14 protein-coding genes are annotated in these 15,609 nt (G+C 61.1%); 7 read left to right on the top strand and 7 right to left on the bottom strand.

Going from position 1 to position 15,609, the window contains the following annotated elements; genetic code table 11:
* Positions 1-14 precede the first annotated feature (14 nt).
* Genes HX815_RS08185 through HX815_RS08170 form a run of 4 tightly spaced genes read right to left on the bottom strand, consistent with a single transcriptional unit; the run spans position 15 to position 3,164 of the window.
* Positions 15-758, bottom strand: a complete 744-nt coding sequence (locus HX815_RS08185; protein ID WP_087693297.1) for a penicillin-binding protein activator LpoB — start codon at positions 756-758, stop codon at positions 15-17.
* 3 nt (positions 759-761) lie between these two features.
* On the bottom strand, positions 762-1,349 hold the full coding sequence (gene lpoB / locus HX815_RS08180; protein ID WP_003214026.1) for a penicillin-binding protein activator LpoB: 588 nt from the start codon (positions 1,347-1,349) through the stop codon (positions 762-764).
* 35 nt (positions 1,350-1,384) lie between these two features.
* The gene (locus HX815_RS08175; RefSeq protein WP_003214024.1) at positions 1,385-1,756 is read right to left on the bottom strand and encodes a YcfL family protein; all 372 of its coding nucleotides are present in this window, start codon (positions 1,754-1,756) and stop codon (positions 1,385-1,387) included.
* A 10-nt stretch (positions 1,757-1,766) separates the two neighbouring features.
* The gene (locus tag HX815_RS08170; protein WP_003214023.1) at positions 1,767-3,164 is read right to left on the bottom strand and encodes a COG3014 family protein; all 1,398 of its coding nucleotides are present in this window, start codon (positions 3,162-3,164) and stop codon (positions 1,767-1,769) included.
* A gap of 307 nt (positions 3,165-3,471) precedes the next feature.
* On the opposite strand from HX815_RS08170, the gene HX815_RS08165 reads away from it, so the two are divergent.
* Positions 3,472-5,367, top strand: a complete 1,896-nt coding sequence (locus tag HX815_RS08165; RefSeq protein WP_008439302.1) for a cytochrome c/FTR1 family iron permease — start codon at positions 3,472-3,474, stop codon at positions 5,365-5,367.
* A 2-nt stretch (positions 5,368-5,369) separates the two neighbouring features.
* Positions 5,370-5,822 (top strand): YaiI/YqxD family protein, encoded by a 453-nt coding sequence (locus HX815_RS08160; RefSeq protein WP_003214020.1) that lies wholly within the window; start codon positions 5,370-5,372, stop codon positions 5,820-5,822.
* Here HX815_RS08160 and elbB read toward each other — a convergent pair.
* The gene (elbB, locus tag HX815_RS08155) at positions 5,819-6,484 is read right to left on the bottom strand and encodes an isoprenoid biosynthesis glyoxalase ElbB (protein WP_177028048.1); all 666 of its coding nucleotides are present in this window, start codon (positions 6,482-6,484) and stop codon (positions 5,819-5,821) included. The two genes, HX815_RS08160 and elbB, sit on opposite strands and share 4 nt — an antisense overlap.
* A gap of 115 nt (positions 6,485-6,599) precedes the next feature.
* Between elbB and HX815_RS08150 the strand changes: the two genes are divergently transcribed.
* Positions 6,600-7,835: a sterol desaturase family protein gene (locus HX815_RS08150; RefSeq protein WP_008439297.1), complete on the top strand. Its 1,236-nt coding sequence runs from the start codon at positions 6,600-6,602 to the stop codon at positions 7,833-7,835.
* Here HX815_RS08150 and HX815_RS08145 read toward each other — a convergent pair.
* On the bottom strand, positions 7,816-8,454 hold the full coding sequence (locus tag HX815_RS08145; protein ID WP_003214015.1) for a DedA family protein: 639 nt from the start codon (positions 8,452-8,454) through the stop codon (positions 7,816-7,818). The two genes, HX815_RS08150 and HX815_RS08145, sit on opposite strands and share 20 nt — an antisense overlap.
* Positions 8,455-8,683: 229 nt before the next feature.
* Between HX815_RS08145 and hemB the strand changes: the two genes are divergently transcribed.
* Together hemB and ppk1 are read left to right on the top strand one after the other, a co-directional pair.
* Positions 8,684-9,697, top strand: a complete 1,014-nt coding sequence (gene hemB / locus HX815_RS08140) for a porphobilinogen synthase (protein WP_177028047.1) — start codon at positions 8,684-8,686, stop codon at positions 9,695-9,697.
* Between the two features lie 18 nt (positions 9,698-9,715).
* The gene (ppk1, locus tag HX815_RS08135) at positions 9,716-11,944 is read left to right on the top strand and encodes a polyphosphate kinase 1 (RefSeq protein ID WP_003214009.1); all 2,229 of its coding nucleotides are present in this window, start codon (positions 9,716-9,718) and stop codon (positions 11,942-11,944) included.
* Positions 11,945-12,130: 186 nt separating this feature from the next.
* On the opposite strand, the gene ppx is transcribed toward ppk1, so the two are convergent.
* The gene (ppx, locus tag HX815_RS08130) at positions 12,131-13,633 is read right to left on the bottom strand and encodes an exopolyphosphatase (protein WP_003214007.1); all 1,503 of its coding nucleotides are present in this window, start codon (positions 13,631-13,633) and stop codon (positions 12,131-12,133) included.
* Between the two features lie 472 nt (positions 13,634-14,105).
* On the opposite strand from ppx, the gene HX815_RS08125 reads away from it, so the two are divergent.
* Together HX815_RS08125 and HX815_RS08120 are read left to right on the top strand one after the other, a co-directional pair.
* Positions 14,106-14,765 (top strand): DUF1120 domain-containing protein, encoded by a 660-nt coding sequence (locus HX815_RS08125; RefSeq protein WP_102604076.1) that lies wholly within the window; start codon positions 14,106-14,108, stop codon positions 14,763-14,765.
* 123 nt (positions 14,766-14,888) lie between these two features.
* On the top strand, positions 14,889-15,605 hold the full coding sequence (locus HX815_RS08120; RefSeq protein WP_218168913.1) for a fimbria/pilus chaperone family protein: 717 nt from the start codon (positions 14,889-14,891) through the stop codon (positions 15,603-15,605).
* Positions 15,606-15,609: the final 4 nt, after the last annotated feature.

The following is a 15,609-nucleotide window of genomic DNA, read 5'->3' as shown; positions in this document are numbered from 1 at the left end:
AGCGGGATTTTCGTTCAGCGCAGGATCTTCGGCGCTTCATCCCGTGGCAGGTTATTGCGCAATGCAGGCTGTCCAGGTGCTTCCTGATAACCACCGCCGAGTTGTTCGGCCAACTGCCGCGCCACATCCTCGCCCAACGCCTTCGACACTTCCCGCACCACGCGAGGCCGGTTCAGGCTCACGCGCACGTCACGGTTGTTCACCAGCTTGGTGTCCTGGCCTTCGCCCATGGCGGTAAACGCCGAGGTGATCTCAAAGGTGCGGGTGTTGATCAGGCTGAAATCCGCCACCAGCGTCAGGCCCAGCACCGCCGAGTAGCTGTTGGTGTGGTCCAGCGCGTTGATGTCCTGGGTGAAGTCGATGTCCGACAAGGTGCCGAACAGCACGTAGTCCGCACCCTTGAAGTTACCGGCCTTGATCCGCTTGATCACGTCATACACATCGCCCTTGGCGTCCGCGGTGTAAGGCGTGCCCTGCACCAGCTGGAACTGCCGCGACTTGAGGATTTCCCCCTTGATGTCGCCGCTGAACTTGCGCAGCTCGGTCTGCTCGATGTAGCTGGTACGACTTTCGTATTCGCTGTAGCTCGAGGCGCCGCTGGCGTTGTAGGCGCTGGCCTGGAAATTATTGCTGGCCGCGACCTGGTGGATGTACTCCTCCACGCGAGCCTCGTAGGCCAGGTCGGTTACCGCGATCTTCGGTGCGGCCGAGGCGCCAAAGGCGCACAGCAGGCCGATCATGCCGATCCATGCACGCATTGCTTAGCGCTCCGTGGTCTTGCGGATTTCTTTTTCGTCCATCCATTCGGCCAGGCCGCTTTCGACGTCGACCAGTTGCAGGCTGAACTTGTAGAACACGTCCTTGTAGTCCGAGCTGCGCTTGACGATGGAGCTGATGGAGCCTTCCAGGCGGTACTTGGCGGCGACCATGTTGCCGGTCTTGCTGACGGTCGACTTCTTGTACAGGCCGCTCTGGTTCTGCAGCTTCAGCTGGTCGACCTGGCTTTGCATGTCAGTGTTGTCGCTGGCGAAGCGGGCGGTGCCGGTCTTCATCAGCTGGGTCTTGATCGACGTGGTGATCTCGCGGGTATCGATGTACTCGCTGGTCTTGTTCTTCACGTCATACACCTGCACCACCGGGCGGCCTTGCAGGATGCCGGACTGGGCCAGGGAGCGGGTCATGCTTTCGGCGATCATCTGCAGGTCGGTGGAGCCGAACTCGTTGGTCACCAGTTCCACGGCCTTGCTGTCGCCGTAGCTGATGTTTTTACCGCCCAGGACTGGCGAGGTGTTGGCGCAGCCGCTGGCCAGGACGGCCACCACGGCGAGGAACGAGAAGCGTGCAAACATGGGGATGTCTCTCTGAAACTGAATGAGTGGGTGGATCAAGGCGTCTTCACTTCAAGGCGGAAGTCGGCAGCCTGGGGCAGGTTGGCGATGGCCGGCAGGAAGGTCGCCTGGTTTGCGTAGAGGTTCAGCACCTTCCAGGTCTCTTCATCACCCACCGGGAAACCGTCGGCACCCAGCCAGGCGAAGCGGTAATACATCATCTGGTTGCTGCTGGTGATGTTGCTCAACTGCACCTTGGCGGTCAGGAAGCCGTTTTCCCGGGCGACACGGATGGCGCCGACGGCGATGCCCTTGAACTTGCCCATCACCACGATCTTGCTCGCGGCGCTTCCGGGTTCCGGCGGTGGCGGGGTGGCGCAACCGGCCAGCAGGATCAGCGCCAGGGCGCCGAGGATGAAATGACGCATAGCGTGCTCCTTAAGGTTGTTTGAGAGTGGCGACGGCCTGGGGCGGATTGTTCTGCACCACGTGGGCTGCAAGACCGCCGGCGAAGACCTGGTTGCCGACCACGCGCAGGGTGATCACCTGGTAGCGCTGATCGGCCTTGACCGTCACCAGCGTGCCGCCCAGGGCGTTGGGCAGGCTGACCTGGTGCTCGCCGTGCTTGAGGCGCAGGCGTGTCACCTGGGTCATGTCCGGCAGGGTGCGCCAGGTGCGGGTGTCGGCGCCTTCGGTGACGGCCGAGGCAATACCGAGTACCAGGCCCGCCATCGGGTTGGTCTTGTTCAGGTTGTTCTGGGTGATGCCGCGAGTGACGGCGCGCACGGTGGTGCGCAGGATGATCCCCGGCATGTCATCCCGCAGGGCGCGGCGGGACATGGCGGTGGTGCTGTTGAGGGCAGTGAGGTTCTGTTGCCGGCCGTCGACACCGATCTGGGCGAAGGGCGCGGTCGAGGTGTCGGGCTTGATCACCGGGAACGACAGTGGCGTGATCACCAGGTGGCCGTCGATGGGGATCGGCAACGGCAGGCGAATCGAGTCGCGGGCCGGCGCCAGGCCGCTTTGCACCACGATCAGCACGTCAGTCTCGTCCGCACCGACCTTGGATTTGTCCAGGTCGAGCAGGGCCTGTTCCAGCAGCGGTGTGTTGGGGCGCAGTTCGGCGGCCTTGCGATAACCCGGTGCGGCCAGGTCTTTTTCGCCCAGGGCTTCGTAGACGAAGCCGGCCAGGTAGTGGCTGAAAGCGCTCTGGTAGCTGTTCTTCAGGCCTACCACTTCGGGGGCGTTGAGGCTCTCCACCGGGTAGCCGCGCAGGTCCTTGAACTGGGTTGCGATGCCCTGGCGCTCGGCCTCGTTTTCGCTCTTGAGGTATTCCTTGTCCCGCAGGTCCGCAATCACCGCTTCGCGTTCGTGGGTCTTCTTGATCTCGGTGCGGGCACCGTCGAAGTCATTCAGCGCCAGCAGGTTGAGGGCCATCTGGGTGGTCAGCATGACCTTTTCGTAGTCGTAGCCTTCGTAACGGCGGACCTTGTCATTGACCAGGAAGGCGCCGAACTGCGCGAGGTACTTGTCGGTGTCGAACTTGACCGACTCTTCCCACTTGTAGACTTGCAGGTCGGCGCTGCGCCAGGCGACCTGGCTGCCGGTCAGGTCGCCCTTGGCGCGCAGCAACTCACCCTTTTCGAAGTAGTAGAGAAGGTCCTTGTCGTCGCCGGTGTTGTTCTTCTCAAGCAGCGTCAGCGCGGCGTCGACGTTGCCGGTGGCCAACTGCTGATTGGTGGCTTGCAGCTCGGTGTCGTAGCTGCGAAACATCGAACAACCGGACAGCAAGGTCACTGCCGCGAGCGCGAGCGAGGTAAAGGCGCGAGATGCCATCGAAGAGCTTCTTCCCTGAACGTAATCGGCCGAATGTGCTGGTCGGGCCGAATCACCAATGGCAGGAACGCGTTGCGATCCGGCCAATTCCTCATAAAAAGAGGAGCTGAAATGCCATTTCGAAATAACGAAGGCGCGGCATTATAAGCTGCATTACTGGCAAAACAATGGCCTTTTGGATCCGATTTTTAGCTCGGATGCCACTACCTCAGTGTCGTTATCCCTTTCCCCGAATCACTAACGCCTTGAGTCAAACCCCTTAAGGTTTGACAATGTGTTACTTCGTATTTCCCTTTGAGATTCATTCATGATTGCCCCCTTCCGTTTTCTTGCCTGGCTGGTGCTGCCGGCGTTGATGTCGTGCAGCTTCAACCTGCTGGCTGCGACTGCCGAGGGCGCCCCGCAGGCCCTGCATTTACTGGATTACATCGGTGCGGACTACCCGCCGACGGTGGAGGCGGGCAAGGTTATCGATGATTCCGAATACCGTGAACAGGTAGAGTTTCTCGGGGTGTTGCAGGGGCTTGTGGCCGATCTACCGGAAAAGCCCGAGCGCGCCGAACTGATCAAAGGCGTGGATGAACTGCTGGCCGCCGTAACGGCCCATCAGGACGGCGCGGTGGTTGCGCACCAGGCCCGGCAATTGGGCGCCAAGTTGGCAGTGGCCTATGAAGTCAGCCAGGCCCCGGCCATTACCCCCGATCCGACGCGCGGTGCGCCGCTGTACGCGCAGAACTGCTCGGTGTGCCACGGCGCCACAGGCGCCGGCGATGGCCCCGCAAGCGTGGGCATGACGCCGCCGCCCGCCAACCTGCGGGACGCTGCACGCCTCGATCGCTTGAGCCTCTACGCGATCTACAACACCCTGGGTCTGGGCGTGGAAGGCACCGACATGCCGTCGTTTGCCGATCAACTGGACGACCGCCAGCGCTGGGACCTGGCGACCTATATCGCCGGCTTCACCGCCGACCCGGCTGCCGCGAACAGTGAAAAGTCCTTCAACCTCGCCGACCTCGCGCGCCAGACCCCCAACGAAGTGCTGGCTGCCGAAGGTCCCGGCGCAGTTGCCACCTTCCGCGCCCAGCGCGCCCAACCGCCGCAGGTCAAGCGTGGCCCGGCGCAGTTGCTTGATTACACCGCGGCCACCCTCGACAAAAGCCTCGCCGCGTTCCGCAATGGCGAGCACGAGCAGGCCTACGACCTGTCGGTAGCCGCCTACCTGGAAGGTTTCGAGCTGGTTGAAAGCTCCCTCGATAACGTTGATGCCAACGTGCGCAAGGACACCGAAAAGGCCCTGATGGCCTACCGGCAGTCATTGCAGGACGGCTTGCCGATCGAGCAAGTGCAGCAGCGCCTGGATGTGGCCAAGGGCAAGCTCACCGAGTCGGCCGGCCTGCTGGGCAGCGATGGCTTGAGCTGGTCCCTGAGCTACATCTCCGGTTTGCTGATCCTGCTGCGCGAAGGCCTGGAAGCGATCCTGGTGCTGGCGGCGATTCTCGCGTTCCTGCGTAACACCGGCCAGCAATCGGCGGTGCGCAGCGTCAACGTCGGCTGGGGCCTGGCGCTGTTGGCCGGCTTGGCGACGTGGGCGTTGGCGGCTTATGTGATCGACGTCAGCGGCGCCCAGCGCGAGTTGCTGGAAGGCTGCACGGCGCTGTTTGCCAGCGTGATGGTGCTGTGGCTCGGGGTGTGGATGCACGACCGCCGTCACGCGGCCGCCTGGCAGGACTACATCAAGAGCAGCCTGGTAGGCGGTGGCGGGCGCTTCGGTTTTGCGATGCTGGCGTTCTTCTCGGTGTACCGCGAGCTGTTCGAAGTGATCCTGTTCTACGAAACCCTGTGGTTGCAGGCCGGCCCTGCCGGGCACAACGCGGTATTGGCCGGTGGCGCCACGGCGCTGGTGCTGTTGGTGGGCCTGGCCTGGGTGATTCTGCGGGGCTCGGCGAAACTGCCGCTGGCGCTGTTCTTTGGCATCAACGCGGCGTTGCTGTGCGCGCTGTCGGTGGTATTCGCCGGGCATGGCGTCAAGGCGTTGCAGGAAGCCGGGATCTTCGGCACCCGGCCGGTGGCGTTCTTTGACTTCGACTGGCTGGGCATTCACGCCGATGCCTATTCCCTGAGCGCCCAGGCCGTGGCGATCCTGGCGATTGTGGTGCTGTACGGTCGCAGCCGGCTCGCTGAAAAGCGCCGGGTGGTGGCTTAACCATGCGCGTGTGGATCGATGCAGACGCCTGCCCCCGGGCGGCCAAGGATCAGGTGGTGAAGTTCGCCCTCAAGCGCCAGTTCGAAGTGGTGCTGGTGGCCGGGCAGAGCCAGATCAAGCCGAGCTTCTCGTGCGTGAAGTTGATCGTGGTGCCCAGCGGCCCGGACGCGGCCGATGACTACCTGGTGGAGCACGCCGTGCCCGGTGACCTGGTGATCTGCAGCGATGTGCCGTTGGCCGACCGCTTGGTGAAGAATGGCGTGGCTGCGCTCGACCCACGAGGCAAGGAGTTCAGCCCGCAGAACATGAGCGAACGGCTGGCGGTGCGTAACCTGTTCACCGATCTGCGGGAGCAGGGGCAGATGGGCGGTGGCCCGCCGCCCCATGGGGACAAGGACAAGCAGGCGTTTGCCAATTCGCTGGATCGGATTCTGACCCGGCTGATGAAGGCCTAATCGTTCTCGTGGGTGAGTTCCAGCACCCGGTCCACCAGCTTGTTGATGCCTGACGCCACTTCGCTGATGCGTTTGCCCAGCATGTAGGCCGGGGTACTCACCAGCTTGCGCGCCTTGTCTTCGACGATGTCGTCGACCGCGCATTCCTGGTGGGTGGCGCCCATCTTGTCCATGGCGGCTGCGGTGTCGGCGTCATTGCCGATGGTGCAGGTCACGCCTGGGCCATAGATCTTCGCTGCCAGCGCCGGCGAGATGCAGATCAGCCCGACGGGCTTGCCCGCTTCGGCAAACGCCTCGGCCAGTTCCAGCACCTGCGGGTTGACGCTGCACCCGGCGCCTTCCACGGCAAAGTCCGACAGGTTCTTCGCCGCGCCAAACCCCCCGGGCACGATCAGTGCGTCGAAATCCTCGGCGTTGGCCTCACGAATGTCCTTCACCTCGCCGCGGGCAATACGCGCCGACTCCACCAGCACATTGCGCGACTCGGGCATCTCCTCGCCCGTCAGGTGGTTGATCACATGCAACTGGGCAATGTTCGGCGCAAAACACTGCACCTCGGCGCCGCGCTGGTCCAGGCGCAGCAGGGTGATCACGCTTTCATGAATCTCGGCACCGTCGTACACGCCACAGCCGGAAAGGATCACTGCAATCTTTTTGCTCATGGGCATTTCTCCTGATTCATGGCGTTAAATGTCTACTCATTTGTCACTCATTGCCAATGGGATATCCAGCCGCTACACCTACTCTAGATGTAACAATAATTGACCGGACTTGCCCATGGACTTCGTCCCTTACGCGGTACCGTTTTTCATTGCCTTGATCGTGGTCGAGCTGCTGGCCGACTACCGGCGCGGCCAACGCAACTACCGGGTGGCCGACGCCATCAACAGCCTCAGCACCGGCGTGCTGTCCACCACCACGGGGCTGCTGACCAAAGGGGTGGGCATCCTCACCTATGCCTTCGCCCTCAAGCACCTGGCGATCATTGAGCTGTCGGCCCAGAGCGTCTGGACCTGGGTGTTCGCCTTTGTGTTCTATGACTTCTGCTACTACTGGCTGCATCGCATGGGCCATGAGCGCAACATCCTCTGGGCCGCGCATTCCGTGCATCACCAGAGCGAGGACTACAACCTCAGCACCGCCTTGCGCCAGACCAGCACCGGCTTCCTGCTGAGCTGGATCTTCTACTTGCCGCTGGCCGTGCTGGGCGTGCCGCTGGTGGTGTTTATCAGTGTGGCGTCCCTCAACCTGCTGTATCAATTCTGGGTGCATACGCGGCATGTGCCGAAGCTCGGCTGGTACGAGTGGTTCTTCGTCACGCCATCCAATCATCGGGCCCACCATGCACAGAACGCTCTCTACATGGATCGCAACTACGGCGGGGTGTTCATTATTTGGGACCGCCTGTTTGGCTCCTTCCAGGAAGAAGACGATAACGAGCCGGTAATCTTTGGCGTGACCACGCCCTTGGCCAGTTGGAACCCGCTATGGGCCAACCTGCAGTTTTATGCGCAGCTGTGGAGTGATGCACGGCGCACCGAAAGTGGGTGGGACAAGCTGCGGATCTGGTTCATGCGCACCGGTTGGCGCCCGGCGGATGTGGCGGCAAAGTACCCGATGGCCAAGCCGGACTTGAGCCAGTTCCGCAAGTTCGAGGTGCCGCTGGATGGGCGCCAACAGATTTACATCGCGCTGCAGTTTGCCGCGTACGTGGGTTTTGGCAGCTACCTGATGAATTTCGGCGAGGGCTTGCCGACCGCTGCCCTGGTGTTGGGCTGGAGCGCGATGGCATTGGGGTTGTTTACCCTGGGGGTGGCGCTGGAGAACCGCCCGTGGGCGTTGAAGGCTGAACTGCTGCGCCTGGCACTGAATGTGCCTTTGGTGTGGCTGGCGCCGCTGGTGGGGCTGTGGCCGGCCAGCGCGTTGGGCTGGCTGGGCCTGGTCAGTTACAGCTTGCTCAGCGGCATCGGCCTCTACTGTTGCAGAGACCGGCTTACTCGACTGGCGTCGTAGGCTTTTCGGCTTTTTCAGGTTCGCCGGCCGCCAGGCGAACCTTCTCGGCGGCACAGGCTTCGCGGGTCAGGCGGGCGTTCTTGACGCGCCGGCGAATCCACAAGCCCAGGCCCAGCACCAGCAGTGCGCCCAGCACCCACAGCTCGTATTTCTTGACGCTGCCCAGCATGCCTTCCAGTACCGCGCCGAAATGGTAAGCCGCAGCGCCCAGCGCAGCGGCCCACACGGCGGCGCCAATCCCGTTGAGCAACAAGTAGCGACCCGGCGGGTAGCCCGACAAACCAATGGCCACCGGCATCACCGTGCGCAAACCGTAGACAAACCGGAAGCTCAGCACCCAGATGTCCGGGTGCTTGCGAATATGCTCCAGGGCCTTGTCGCCCAGCAGTTGCCAGCGCGGCTTGCGCGCCAACAGTTTGCGGCCGTGCTTGCGTCCCAGGAAGTACCACAACTGGTCGCCGGCGTAGCTGCCGAAAAAGGCAACGACCACCACCAGGTTGATATCCATGTATCCACGGAACGCCAGGAAGCCTGCGAGAACCAGGATGGTTTCGCCTTCGAAGAAGGTGCCTAGGAACAGCGCAAAGTAGCCGAAGTCATGCAGAAATTGTTGAAGCATGGTCTGGGTGCTGGCGAAATGAACGCGCAGCCTACGCCTTCGTGAACATTCATGAAAGTATCGAGATGTGTCACGAAGTGAACAATTCCTACATAAACGACGAATGCGACTACAGGTCGCACGCCGGTTGCCTTACGGCGCATGAGCTAACCACAACTGTAATTCCTTCGTCATAATGGCCGCTTATAACTGTCACGCTCGCCCGTCAAGCCGGGCTCAGGAGTCTGCCGTGAGCTTTACCCCCGCCAACCGCCTGTTTCCCGCCACTCGTCTGCGTCGCAACCGTCGTGATGATTTTTCCCGGCGCCTGGTGCGTGAAAACGTGCTGACGGTGAATGATCTGATCCTGCCGGTGTTTGTGCTGGACGGTGAAAATCGTCGGGAAGCGGTGGCGTCGATGCCGGGCGTGGAGCGCTTGACCATTGATTTGCTGCTCGAAGAGGCCGCGAACTGGGTTGAACTGGGGATTCCGGCGCTGGCGCTGTTCCCGGTCACGCCGTCTGGGCTGAAGTCACTGGACGCCGCCGAAGCCTGGAACCCCGACGGCATCGCCCAGCGCGCCACCCGCGCTTTGCGTGAACGCTTTCCGGAGCTGGGGGTGATTACCGATGTGGCGCTGGACCCGTTCACCACCCACGGGCAGGATGGCATTCTCGACGAAGAAGGCTATGTTCAGAACGACATCACCGTTGATGCGCTGGTAAAACAGGCCTTGTCCCACGCCGCAGCGGGCGCCCAGGTGGTGGCCCCCTCGGACATGATGGACGGTCGCATCCAGGCGATTCGCGAAGCCCTGGAGCTGGCCGGCCACGTCAACGTGCGCATCATGGCCTACTCGGCCAAGTACGCCAGCGCCTATTACGGCCCGTTCCGCGATGCGGTGGGTTCGGCGCTGAACCTGGGCAAGGCCAACAAGGCCTCGTACCAGATGGACCCGGCCAACAGCCACGAAGCCCTGCACGAAGTGGCCGCGGACCTGGCCGAAGGCGCCGACATGGTGATTGTCAAGCCCGGGATGCCGTACCTCGACATCCTTTATCGGGTCAAAGAGGAATTCAAGGTGCCGACCTTTGTCTATCAGGTCAGCGGTGAATACGCCATGCACATGGCCGCGATCCAGAATGGTTGGTTGAGTGAAGGGGTGATCCTTGAATCCCTGACTGCCTTTAAACGCGCGGGTGCCGATGGCATCCTGACTTACTTCGCCGCCCGCGCTGCCCAATTGCTTAGAGAGCAACACTAGCCCTCACAGGAACACTCGATGAATACCGAAGGACTCACAGAAGTTGCCGTAAAAGACGCTCACCCGGTGGTCGAACAAGCTACCGAGACCCCGCCGGAGCTGGAGCCGGCCCCGCCTGCCGTGGTGGCCGAAGCGCCCGCTGCCGCGCCGGTACCGGTGGTTGCGGTTACCAACCTGGATGACAGCAGCCTGTACATCCATCGCGAGCTGTCACAACTGCAATTCAACATCCGCGTGCTGGAACAGGCACTGGATGAGTCCTATCCGTTGCTGGAGCGGCTGAAATTCCTGCTGATCTTCTCCAGCAACCTGGACGAGTTCTTCGAGATCCGTGTCGCCGGCCTGAAGAAGCAGATCACGTTCGCCCGTGAACAAGCCGGTGCCGACGGCCTGCAACCGCATCAGGCCCTGGCCCGCATCAGCGAGCTGGTACACGGCCACGTGGACCGCCAATACGCGATCCTCAATGACATCCTGCTGCCGGAACTGGAAAAGCATCACGTGCGCTTCATCCGGCGCCGGCACTGGACCACCAAGATCAAGACCTGGGTGCGCCGCTACTTCCGCGACGAAATCTCGCCGATCATCACCCCCATCGGCCTCGACCCGACGCACCCGTTCCCGCTGCTGGTGAACAAGAGCCTGAACTTCATCGTCGAGCTGGAAGGTATCGACGCCTTCGGTCGCGATTCCGGCCTTGCGATCATTCCGGCACCGCGCCTGTTGCCACGGATCATCAAGGTACCGGAAGAGGTGGGGGGCGCTGGCGATAACTATGTATTCCTTTCGTCGATGATCCACGCCCACGCCGATGACCTGTTCCAGGGCATGAAGGTCAAGGGCTGCTACCAGTTCCGCCTGACCCGTAACGCCGACCTGGCGCTGGACTCCGAAGACGTCGAAGACTTGGCCCGCGCCCTGCGCGGCGAGCTGTTCTCCCGTCGCTACGGTGATGCGGTGCGCCTGGAAGTGGCGGACACCTGTCCGAAGCACCTGTCCGACTACCTGCTCAAGCAGTTCAACCTGAGCGAGACCGAGCTGTACCAGGTCAATGGCCCGGTGAACCTGACGCGCCTGTTCAGCATTACTGGCCTGGACAGCCACCCGGAGCTGCAATACACGCCGTTCACCCCGCAGATCCCGAAACTGCTGCAAAACAGCGAGAACATCTTCAGTGTGGTGAGCAAGCAGGACATTCTGCTGCTGCACCCGTTCGAGTCCTTCACCCCGGTGGTCGACCTGCTGCGCCAGGCCGCCAAGGACCCGCACGTGCTGGCTGTGCGCCAAACCCTGTACCGTTCCGGCGCCAACTCCGAAATCGTCGATGCGCTGGTGGATGCCGCGCGTAACGGCAAGGAAGTGACGGCAGTGATCGAACTGCGGGCGCGGTTCGATGAAGAATCCAACCTGCAACTGGCCAGCCGCCTGCAAGCGGCCGGTGCGGTGGTGATCTACGGCGTGGTCGGCTTCAAGACCCACGCCAAGATGATGCTGATCCTGCGCCGCGAAGCCGGTGAGATCGTGCGCTACGCCCACTTGGGCACCGGCAACTACCACGCCGGCAACGCCAAGCTCTACACCGACTACAGCCTCCTGACCTCCGACGATGCCTTGTGTGAAGACGTCGGCAAGCTGTTCAGCCAGTTGATCGGCATGGGCAAGACCCTGCGCATGAAGAAACTGCTGCACGCGCCGTTCACCCTGAAGAAGGGCATGCTCGACATGATTGCCCGCGAGACCCAGTTCGCCCTCGAAGGCAAGCCGGCGCACATCATCGCCAAGTTCAACTCGCTGACCGATCCGAAGATCATCCGCGCGCTGTACAAGGCCAGCCAGTCGGGTGTGCGTATCGATTTGGTGGTGCGTGGCATGTGCTGCCTGCGGCCGGGCATCGCCGGGGTATCCCATAACATCCACGTGCGTTCGATCATCGGGCGCTTCCTGGAGCACACGCGGGTGTTCTACTTCCTCAATGGCGGCGAGGAGCAGATGTTCCTCTCCAGTGCCGACTGGATGGAGCGCAACCTCGACAAGCGTGTGGAGACCTGCTTCCCGGTGGAAGGCAAGAAACTGATCATGCGGGTCAAGAAGGAGCTGGAAAGTTATCTCACCGATAACACCCACAGCTGGAGCCTGCAGTCGGACGGGCGCTACGTGCGCAACACCCCGACCGGCAACCAGAACCCGCGCAGCGCCCAGGCGACGTTGCTGGAGAAGCTGGGCAGCCCGATTCTGACGGTGAACTAAAAACCGACGCGGTCAAAAATGTGGGAGCGGGCTTGCTCGCGAAGGCGGAGTTTCAGTCAACAGATTCAGCGACTGATCCACCGCTTTCGCGAGCAAGCCCGCTCCCACATTTGTTTTGTGGCGTTGGATTGTTCCCACGCTCTGCGTGGGAATACATCCTGTGACGCTCCGCGTCACTCACTCATATCAGCGCACGTTCAGCGTGAACCCAACCCGCGTCAGCCACTCGGCTTCCTGGGCGAAATCCGCCTGGGTCAGCTGGTTTTCATCCAGCCAGTTCTTCGGGAATACCACGTCCAGGCTGTCGGCATTGGCCCGCAGGACCACTTGCGGCATTTCCTGGGTACCACGGATGTGGTGGAACAGGATCGCAAACCGCAGCAGCGCGCACAGGCGAATCAGCTTGATGCCCTCGGCACCGAACTCGGCAAACTTGTCCCGGGGGATGTTGCGGCGGTGGCCGCGTACCAGCAGCGCGAGCATCTGCTGGTCTTCACGGGAGAAACCCGCCAGGTCCGAGTGCTCGATCAGGTAGGCGCCGTGCTTGTGGTAATGGTAGTGGGCGATGTCCAGCCCCACTTCATGGACCTTGGCCGCCCAGCCCAGCAGTTCACGCCACACGCCGTCTTCCAGGTCCCAATCCGCTGCGACCTGGTCGAAAGCATGCAGCGCCTTGCGTTCAACCCGCGCCGCCTGTTCCAGGTCGACGTGGTAACGCTCCATCAACGAGCTGAGGGTGCGCTCACGGACGTCTTCATGATGATGACGGCCCAGCAGGTCGTAGAGCACCCCTTCACGCAGGGCGCCATCGCAGTGGTCCATGCGTTGCAGTTCGAGGGCGTCGAAAATCGCTTCGAGAATCGCCAGGCCCGCCGGGAAAATGGTGCGGCGATCAGGCTTGATGCCTTCGAAGTCGATCTTCTCGGCATCCCCCAGCTTGAACAGCTTGCGCTTGAGCCAGGCCAGGCCTTCGGCGTTGACCTCGCCAGTGCCATGGCCGCCGGCCTTGAGGGCCAGGCCGATGGCGCGGATGGTGCCGGACGAACCGATGGCCTCATCCCAGGTCAGGCGGTGCAGGGCGTGCTCGATGCTCATGATCTCCAGCCGCGCCGCCGTATAAGCCTGGGCGTAGCGGGCCGGGGTGATCTTGCCGTCCTTGAAATAGCGCTGGGTGTAGCTGACGCAGCCCATTTGCAGGCTTTCGCGCAGCAGCGGCTCGAAGCGCTGGCCAATAATGAATTCGGTACTGCCACCGCCGATGTCGGCCACCAGGCGCTTGCCCGGAGTGTCGGCCAGGGTGTGGGACACGCCGAGGTAGATCAGGCGTGCTTCCTCGCGGCCGGAGATGACCTCTACCGGGTGCCCGAGGATCTCCTCGGCGCGGCGGATGAACTCGCCCCGGTTGCGGGCTTCGCGCAGGGCGTTGGTGCCGACGATCCGCACGGCGCCCGGGGGCATGCCGTTGATCAGTTGGGCAAAGCGCTTCAGGCAATCGAGCCCGCGCTGCATGGATTCTTCATTGAGCTGACGCTCGTCGTCGATCCCGGCAGCCAGCTGCACTTTCTCGCCGAGCCGCTCAAGGATGCGGATTTCGCCGTTCTGGGCCTTGGCCACGACCATGTGAAAGCTGTTGGAGCCCAGGTCGATGGCGGCGATCAGGGACAGATTCTTGGCTTGGGATTGCGGCATGGTTAAGGGGTCTCGGTCGATAACCTCGCCATCGTGCCACGATCAACCGCTGACGCCAACGCGTAGTGCTTCCGGAATTCGCTCATCGGTGTCTTGGAGGAAAATCTGCAGGATATGTAGGGCGATTCTTGATGCGCCTGGCGATTGTTCCGTAGGGCAAGTGGAGTAACGGAAATCTCCAGCTTTAATAGGCTTCCTGAATATGCCTACATGGCTGGGTTATTTGTTCCAGTCGATAATTAAGTCAGGACTACTGCAAGGATGATCTGAGGGGACATTGTTTTTTTACCGCTCTGACACTAGTTCAGGCGTCGTCTCATTCTTTCTTCGGGTGTTTACGAGAGAGACTGTCACTCGGCAATTAAGCCGTGGTGTTAACTATTTGTAGTTTGCCTATCAAGGTTGATAGAAGTTGGGCATGGAATAGCCCGGCGAACCACATGCACCTGAGAACTTCAGTGACAGGATGAACATGAACAGAACATTTGGTTTGGCAATAGTGGTCGTTGGCCTGGCGGTAAGCATGGGTGCTCAAGCAAATACAAGTGGTGCCGGAAACCTGAGAGTCACCGGAACCATTAAACCAGCTGCATGCACGGTAAACCTCGGCGCCACAGGCGGCACCGTTGATTACGGTACGATCAATGCGTCGAGCATTCCGCTGACCTCTTTCTATCCTCTGCCGGAAAAGTCGCTGCCGTTAAACGTCAACTGTGGTGCGGCGGCTGCCCAGATGGCACTGTCCGTTACTGACTCACAAACAAACAGTGTCGTAAGGGGGATCCTGGGAACCGGCTTCACCGACAACCACAACTTTGGTCTTGGCGCGGTCGGAACCAGGAATACCGGTGGCTATTCGATCAGGCTCGCCACCTTGACCACTGTCGGGGCTACGCTGTACCCGCTTAGAAGGACAAGCTCCGGCGGTGCCTGGAGCACCAGTGACGGCAAGGTCGAAAAATCTCCTTACCAGCACTCCTGGAGCCGTAATAACAACACAACTCCAGCCGCGGTCTCTTCCGTTACCGGCACTCTCGTAGTCAAGGCTGTGATCAATCGCGGCGATGCACTGGATCTCAGCAGGGATATTCAATTGAATGGAGCTGCTACTTTGGTAGTAACTCGAATCTAACTCTATAAACATGGCCAGCATTTAGCAGGCGGTCGCGCACCGTGGCTTCGTGCTGGCTCTTTATATGCGTACAGGTATTTCGTGATTGTCAACGGTGCGTTATCTGGTTGCGGGTAGAGTTCGATGAGTCGTCTTTTAAATGCAGTTAATGCTCTGTTCTGGTGTGCGAATCTTTATTTTTTAGTTTCTGGCAGTGTAAGAGCGGATGGGATGGAGCCGGAAACATCCGTTGTTATTCTTTATGAAGAGAACGGTGAAGCGACGATCAACGTAAAAAATACGGACGCTGGCCCTGCTTTACTTCACACAGTCATTCAAAACGTCCCGGAAGATCCGGAGACACTCTTGATCGTTACGCCTCCTATCGCCCGTGTCGAACCGGGCGAAACACAACTTGTGCGGTTTATCAGTACCTTGAAGCAGCCGCTCAAGACCCAGCGATTGAAGCGTGTCACCTTTGAAGGTATTCCGCAGGCGCACGCCGAAGGGCGCTCGACCATTGGAGTGACCATTCGACAGGACTTACCGCTGATCCTGCATCCCCAGGGCTTGCCGCGGCATCAGGAGCCATGGAAGTTGCTGAAGTGGAAGCTGCGGGGAAATCGGCTGACGGTTCATAACGACAGTGCCTACGTGGTCCGGATGGGGCTGGAGGTGCACCTGCTGCCGTCGAGGCACCCGGCGATATTGCCGCGCACCTATATCCTGCCTGGCGAAGTGTTATCAACCCGCATCGAAGAGGCGATGGCCCAGGTCAGCGGTGTCGAGATTCAGCCGGCGACGGTCTACGGGTATTCGGCAACCGCCTACGAAGCCTCCGTTGTTGTCGAGGCGGGTTGAGCGG

The sequence above is a fragment of the Pseudomonas sp. E6002 genome, assembly GCF_013385565.1.
GTDB lineage: Bacteria > Pseudomonadota > Gammaproteobacteria > Pseudomonadales > Pseudomonadaceae > Aquipseudomonas.
The sequence above is the reverse complement of the archived record's forward strand: the minus strand, read 5'-3'. Positions and strand labels throughout refer to the sequence as shown.

Bases quoted from the DNA above. Each gene is read 5' to 3' on its own strand.
- HX815_RS08145 (WP_003214015.1), bottom strand. From the start codon at position 8,454: ATGCTTCAACAATTTCTGCATGACTTCGGCTACTTTGCGCTGTTCCTA.
- HX815_RS08120 (WP_218168913.1), top strand. From the start codon at position 14,889: ATGAGTCGTCTTTTAAATGCAGTTAATGCTCTGTTCTGGTGTGCGAAT.
- HX815_RS08175 (WP_003214024.1), bottom strand. From the start codon at position 1,756: ATGCGTCATTTCATCCTCGGCGCCCTGGCGCTGATCCTGCTGGCCGGT.
- HX815_RS08170 (WP_003214023.1), bottom strand. From the start codon at position 3,164: ATGGCATCTCGCGCCTTTACCTCGCTCGCGCTCGCGGCAGTGACCTTG.
- HX815_RS08160 (WP_003214020.1), top strand. From the start codon at position 5,370: ATGCGCGTGTGGATCGATGCAGACGCCTGCCCCCGGGCGGCCAAGGAT.
- elbB (WP_177028048.1), bottom strand. From the start codon at position 6,484: ATGAGCAAAAAGATTGCAGTGATCCTTTCCGGCTGTGGCGTGTACGAC.
- lpoB (WP_003214026.1), bottom strand. From the start codon at position 1,349: ATGTTTGCACGCTTCTCGTTCCTCGCCGTGGTGGCCGTCCTGGCCAGC.
- ppx (WP_003214007.1), bottom strand. From the start codon at position 13,633: ATGCCGCAATCCCAAGCCAAGAATCTGTCCCTGATCGCCGCCATCGAC.
- HX815_RS08185 (WP_087693297.1), bottom strand. From the start codon at position 758: ATGCGTGCATGGATCGGCATGATCGGCCTGCTGTGCGCCTTTGGCGCC.
- HX815_RS08125 (WP_102604076.1), top strand. From the start codon at position 14,106: ATGAACAGAACATTTGGTTTGGCAATAGTGGTCGTTGGCCTGGCGGTA.
- ppk1 (WP_003214009.1), top strand. From the start codon at position 9,716: ATGAATACCGAAGGACTCACAGAAGTTGCCGTAAAAGACGCTCACCCG.
- HX815_RS08165 (WP_008439302.1), top strand. From the start codon at position 3,472: ATGATTGCCCCCTTCCGTTTTCTTGCCTGGCTGGTGCTGCCGGCGTTG.
- HX815_RS08150 (WP_008439297.1), top strand. From the start codon at position 6,600: ATGGACTTCGTCCCTTACGCGGTACCGTTTTTCATTGCCTTGATCGTG.